The 5,278-nt window shown below is 72.0% G+C and carries 4 protein-coding genes and 1 pseudogene; all 5 read left to right on the top strand.

Translation table 11 applies throughout. The features are described from left to right. The first annotated feature begins 124 nt into the window (after positions 1 to 124). The gene (locus KUM03_RS29730; protein ID WP_007450268.1) at positions 125 to 295 is read left to right on the top strand and encodes a Trm112 family protein; all 171 of its coding nucleotides are present in this window, start codon (positions 125 to 127) and stop codon (positions 293 to 295) included. Positions 296 to 361: 66 nt separating this feature from the next. Beyond that, complete coding sequence (locus tag KUM03_RS29735; RefSeq protein ID WP_217253353.1) at positions 362 to 1,489, top strand: SIS domain-containing protein; 1,128 nt, start codon at positions 362 to 364, stop codon at positions 1,487 to 1,489. 62 nt (positions 1,490 to 1,551) lie between these two features. After that, positions 1,552 to 2,703 carry a mannose-6-phosphate isomerase, class I gene (gene manA, locus KUM03_RS29740; RefSeq protein ID WP_217253356.1) on the top strand — a complete coding sequence of 384 codons (1,152 nt, stop codon included), beginning with the start codon at positions 1,552 to 1,554 and terminating at the stop codon, positions 2,701 to 2,703. A 147-nt stretch (positions 2,704 to 2,850) separates the two neighbouring features. Further along, a complete protein-coding gene (locus KUM03_RS29745) occupies positions 2,851 to 3,831 on the top strand; it encodes a cation diffusion facilitator family transporter (RefSeq protein ID WP_217253358.1) in 981 nt (326 codons plus the stop codon). 338 nt (positions 3,832 to 4,169) lie between these two features. Further along, positions 4,170 to 5,278 (top strand): annotated as a pseudogene (locus tag KUM03_RS29750) (adenosylhomocysteinase); the annotation flags it as partial.

A 5,278-nucleotide genomic window follows, 5' to 3' on the forward strand; every position in this document is an offset into this window, starting at 1 on the left:
CCCCCGGCCCCCGCAAACGCCGGGCCCCCACCAACCCGCCCCGTACCCAGGCACCCGCCCCCACACCGGCGGTACCCTGACCAGCACATCCACACAAACCCAACCGCCCCCGAAGGGAACCCCCATGCCGCTCGAAGCCGGCCTCCTGGAGATCCTCGCCTGCCCGGCCTGCCACGCCCCCCTCAAGGAGCAGGACGCCGAGCTGATCTGCACCGGCCAGGACTGCGGCCTGGCGTACCCGGTGCGCGACGGCATCCCCGTCCTCCTCGTCGACGAGGCCCGCCGCCCCGAGTAACCGACGGCCCGCCGCCACCCCGCCGCGCACCCCGACGAACGCTCCCGGCGATCGGAGACAGCCGCCATGCTCGACGAAACGCTCCTCGACTCCCCGGAGCGCCTCACGGACGCCGACCGCCGCGGCCTCCTGCGCGGCGCCGCCGAGGCCGGCGCCCGCGTACGCACCGCCGCCCGGCACGCCGCCGAGGCCGGCGTCGGCAACCTCAAGCCCGACGGACGCCCCCGCGCCGTCCTCATCGCCGGCCCCGGCGCCGCCGCCACCCACGCCGCCGACCTCCTCGGCACCCTGGCAGGCGCCGGAAGCCCCGTCACCCGCCTCGCCCCCACCGGCGTAGCACCCGCCGCCGGCGCCCTGCGCTGGGAACTGCCCGGCTGGACCGGCTCGGTCGACCTCCTGCTGATCGCCACCCCCGACGGCACCGAGCCGGGCCTCGCCCTGCTCTCCGAACAGGCCTACCGCCGGGGCTGCACGGTCGTCGCCGTCGCCCCCGCCCGCTCTCCGCTCAGCGAGTCGGTGAACGCCTCGCACGGCCTGTTCATCCCCATGGCGACCGCGCCCTACGACCACGACGAGCCCCTCGCCGGCGCCGCCCCCGGCGTGCTGTGGGCGCTGCTCACGCCGTTCCTCGCGCTCCTCGACCGCACCGGCCTGCTCGAAGCGCCCCCCGAGGCCGTCGAGAAGGTCGCCGACCGCCTCGACCGCATCGCCGAACGCTGCGGGCCCGCCATCGCGACCTACAGCAACCCCGCCAAGACCCTGGCGGCCGAGCTCGCCGACTCCCTCCCCGTCATCTGGACCGAGGGCACCTCCGCCGGACCGGCCGGCCGCCGCTTCGCCGCCGCCCTCGCCGAACTGTCCGGCACCCCGGCCGCCGTCGCCGAACTCCCCGAGGCCGTGGACGCGCACAACGCCCTGCTCGCCGGCCGGCTCGCCGCCGCAGCCGACCCCGACGACTTCTTCCGCGACCGCGTCGAGGACACACCGGCCCTGCACGCGCGCGTGGTGCTCCTGCGCGACCGCCCCATCGGCGGACTCACCGCCGCCCCGGGCGCCCGCGACGTGGCCCTCGGCCACGACACGCCGATCAGCGAACTGGAACCCGAAGCGGGCGGCGAGCTGGAGACCCTCGCCGAACTGATCGCCATCACGGATTTCGCCGCCGTTTACCTGGCGCTCGCCTCGGGCGCCTGATCTCGTACGCACCACCGCGTACACCTCCGTACGCCAAGGACACGCACCGGCAGAGAGAGCCCATGGACCGCCTCGACAACACCGTCCGCCCCTACGCCTGGGGCTCCACCACCGCGATCCCGGCGCTGCTCGGGACCGAGCCGACCGGCGAACCGCAGGCGGAGATGTGGATGGGCGCCCACCCCGGCGCCCCCTCCCGCACCGGCCGGGGCACCCTCGCCGACGTCGTCGACGCCGACCCCGAGCAGGAACTGGGCGCCGCCTCCGTGACCAAGTTCGGTCCCCGACTGCCCTTCCTGCTCAAGCTCCTCGCAGCCGGCGCCCCGCTCTCCCTTCAGGTCCACCCCGACCTCGCGCAGGCCAAGTCCGGCTACGAGGACGAAGAGCGCCGCGGCGTCCCCTTGGACGCCCCGCACCGCAACTACAAGGACGCCAACCACAAGCCCGAACTGATCTGCGCCCTCACCGAGTTCGACGGCCTGTGCGGCTTCCGCCCGCCCGCCGAGACCGCCGACCTCCTCGACGGGCTCGGCATCGCCTCCCTCAAGCCCTACGCCGACCTGCTGCGCGCCCACCCCGAGGACGCCGCCCTGCGCGAGGTCCTCACCGCGATCCTCACCGCCGACCCCGAGGACATGTCCCGCACGGTCACCGAGACCGCGGCCGCCTGCGACCGCCTCGGAGGCGCCTACACGCCCTACGCCGACATCGCCCGCCACTACCCGGGCGACCCCGGCGTCCTCGCCGCGATGCTCCTCAACCACGTCCGGCTCCAGCCCGGCGAGGCCCTCTACCTCGGCGCCGGCATCCCGCACGCCTACCTCGACGGCCTCGGCGTCGAGATCATGGCCAACTCCGACAACGTCCTGCGCTGCGGCCTGACCCCCAAGCACGTCGACGTCCCCGAACTCCTGCGCATCGTCCGCTTCGAGGCCGGCGACCCCGGCGTCCTGCGCCCGGAGGCGTCACCCGACGGCGAAGAGGTCTACGACACCCCGATCGACGAGTTCCGCCTGTCCCGGTACGTCCTCCCCGAGGGCACCGCCGCCCACGACCTCACCCTGCCCACCCCGCAGATCCTGCTCTGCACGACCGGCACCGTACGGACGGGCGAACACGAACTGACCCCCGGCCGCTCAGTCTTCGTCCCGGCCGGCGAGCAGGCCGAAGTGTCCGGAAGCGGCACGCTCTTCCGGGCCACCGTGCGCGTCTGACGGCGACCGACACCGGACCGAGAGACACCCGACACCGGACTGAGAGGCACCCGACGGGGCATCCGGCACGTCGGGGCCCGCGCGGGCTGCAACAATGGCGCACCGCTAGCAGACCAGGCAGATGAAGGCGAAGGGACAACGCGACACATGAGCGCGTCAGGCGGCACCAAGGCGATCGTGGCGGCACTGCTCGCCAACCTCTCGATCGCGGTAGCGAAATTCGTGGCGTTCCTCTTCAGTGGATCGTCGTCGATGCTCGCCGAGTCCGTGCACTCCCTCGCCGACTCCGGCAACCAGGGACTCCTGCTCCTCGGCGGCAAGCGCGCCCAGCGCGCCGCCACCCCGCAACACCCCTTCGGCTACGGCCGGGAACGCTACATCTACGCCTTCCTCGTCTCCATCGTCCTCTTCTCGGTCGGCGGCATGTTCGCCCTCTACGAGGGCTACGAGAAGATCAAGCACCCGCACGAGATCGACCACTGGTACTGGCCGGTGGGCGTCCTGGTCTTCGCGATCATCGCCGAGACCTTCTCCTTCCGGACCGCCATCAAGGAGTCCAACGTCCTGCGCGGGAAGAAGTCCTGGAAGGAGTTCGTCCGCCACGCCAAGGCCCCCGAGCTGCCGGTCGTCCTCCTGGAGGACCTGGGCGCCCTCGTCGGCCTGATCCTGGCCCTCGGCGGCGTCGGAATGGCCCTGCTCACCGGTGACGGCGTCTGGGACGGCATCGGCACCCTGTGCATCGGCGTGCTGCTCATCCTCATCGCGCTGGTCCTGGCCGTCGAGACCAAGTCCCTGCTCCTCGGCGAGGCAGCGGGCACAGAGGCGGTCCAGCAGATCGAGGCCGCGATCGTCGCGGGCGACACCGTCACCGGCGTCATCCACATGCGCACGCTCCACCTCGGCCCCGAGGAGCTGCTCGTCGCCGCCAAGATCGCCGTCCGCCACGACGGCACGGCCACCGAGATCGCCTCCGCCATCGACGCCGCCGAGACCCGTATCCGCGAGGCCGTCCCGATCGCCCGCGTCATCTACTTGGAACCGGACATCTACAGCGAGTCCGAGGCCGCCAAGGGCCCGGACCGCGAGGCCACCCCCGGCGGCCCCAGCACGCCCCCCGCCGCCCACTGACCTCGCTCCTCCCGCACCACCGGGCCCGCCGATCCACTCGGCGGGCCCGTCGCCTTCCCTCCCCAGGGCCGGCCCGTCACGCTTCGTGAACGTCCGGAAGTCTTCGGAGGCGGACTGGGGACGGTGGGCACCACCGGTGTAGCTTGGGACGGAGCCAGACGTCGCTGCTGATGGCGGTCGGGCGGTCCAGGTACGGACCGGCCGAGGGAGAGAGGGCCTCCGACGGACTGCGCTGCGCGTACGCGGGCATGCCTGTGTCCTCTTCTGGGCACCCCTGTGTCCGCCGCCGCGCAGGTCAGCCGTACCCACCCTCGACCCAACACGAGGAGCAGCTCGCAATGACGACTGTCGACAACCGACAGGACTTCAAGGTCGCCGACCTCTCCCTGGCCGCGTTCGGCCGCAAGGAGATCACCCTCGCCGAGCACGAGATGCCCGGCCTGATGGCGATCCGCAAGGAGTACGCCGAGGCCCAGCCCCTCGCCGGCGCCCGCGTCACCGGCTCCCTGCACATGACCGTGCAGACCGCCGTCCTCATCGAGACCCTGGTCGCCCTCGGCGCCGAGGTCCGCTGGGCGTCCTGCAACATCTTCTCCACCCAGGACCACGCCGCCGCCGCCATCGCCGTCGGCCCGAACGGCACGCCCGACAACCCGCAGGGCGTCCCGGTCTTCGCCTGGAAGGGCGAGACCCTTCAGGAGTACTGGTGGTGCACGGAGCAGGCGCTGACCTGGCCGGACAGCCCGACCGGCGGCCCGAACATGATCCTGGACGACGGCGGTGACGCCACCCTCCTCGTCCACAAGGGCGTCGAGTACGAGAAGGACGGCAAGGTCCCCTCGGTCGACACCGCCGAGTCCGACGAGCACCGCGTCATCCTCGAACTCCTCACCCGCACGGTGAGCGAGAGCCCGCAGAAGTGGACCCAGCTGGCGTCCGAGATCCGCGGCGTGACCGAGGAGACGACGACCGGCGTGCACCGTCTGTACGAGATGCATCGCGACGGCACCCTGCTGTTCCCGGCGATCAACGTGAACGACGCGGTCACCAAGTCGAAGTTCGACAACAAGTACGGCTGCCGCCACTCACTGATCGACGGCATCAACCGGGCCACGGACGTGCTGATCGGCGGCAAGACCGCCGTCGTCTGTGGCTACGGTGACGTGGGCAAGGGCTGCGCGGAGTCCCTGCGCGGCCAGGGCGCCCGGGTGATCATCACGGAGATCGACCCGATCTGCGCGCTGCAGGCGGCGATGGACGGCTACCAGGTCACGACGCTGGACGAGGTCGTGGACCAGGCGGACATCTTCGTCACCACGACCGGCAACAAGGACATCATCATGGCCTCGGACATGGCCAGGATGAAGCACCAGGCGATCATCGGGAACATCGGCCACTTCGACAACGAGATCGACATGGCCGGCCTGGCCAAGACCCCCGGCATCGT

This window comes from Streptomyces sp. AC602_WCS936 (genome assembly GCF_019049125.1).
In the GTDB taxonomy this organism is placed as follows: domain Bacteria; phylum Actinomycetota; class Actinomycetes; order Streptomycetales; family Streptomycetaceae; genus Streptomyces.

Excerpts from the sequence above, each read along its gene's own strand:
- KUM03_RS29730 (WP_007450268.1), top strand. The coding sequence starts at position 125 with ATGCCGCTCGAAGCCGGCCTCCTGGAGATCCTCGCCTGCCCGGCCTGC.
- KUM03_RS29735 (WP_217253353.1), top strand. The coding sequence starts at position 362 with ATGCTCGACGAAACGCTCCTCGACTCCCCGGAGCGCCTCACGGACGCC.
- manA (WP_217253356.1), top strand. The coding sequence starts at position 1,552 with ATGGACCGCCTCGACAACACCGTCCGCCCCTACGCCTGGGGCTCCACC.
- KUM03_RS29745 (WP_217253358.1), top strand. The coding sequence starts at position 2,851 with ATGAGCGCGTCAGGCGGCACCAAGGCGATCGTGGCGGCACTGCTCGCC.